This is a genomic window from Flavobacterium salmonis, from assembly GCF_903819435.1.
In the GTDB taxonomy this organism is placed as follows: domain Bacteria; phylum Bacteroidota; class Bacteroidia; order Flavobacteriales; family Flavobacteriaceae; genus Flavobacterium; species Flavobacterium chungangense.
Genome location: NZ_CAIJDP010000133.1, coordinates 1 through 214 on the forward strand (window position 1 = coordinate 1; position 214 = coordinate 214).

Here is a 214-nt window from a genome sequence, read left to right on the forward strand (position 1 = left end):
AGTTTCATCTTTTTGAGCTGCAGCGGCTAATGCTTCTGCATCGGATTTCGCTTTAGCATCTGCCGCAAGTTTGGCCTGAAGGGCTTCTGCATCTGCTTTAGCTTTAGCATCTGCTGCAAGTTTGGCCTGAAGAGCTTCTGCATCAGCTTTTGCTTTAGCGTCTGCTGCAAATTTCGCTTTAAGAGCTTCTGCATCAGCTTTTGCTTTCGCATCT

Annotated in this window: 1 protein-coding gene; it reads right to left on the reverse strand. The window is 46.7% G+C overall.

All coding sequences use genetic code 11. The features are described 5' to 3' along the window. On the reverse strand, positions 1-214 hold a 214-nt coding region (locus tag FLACHUCJ7_RS25240), incomplete at both ends, for a hypothetical protein (protein WP_180910982.1).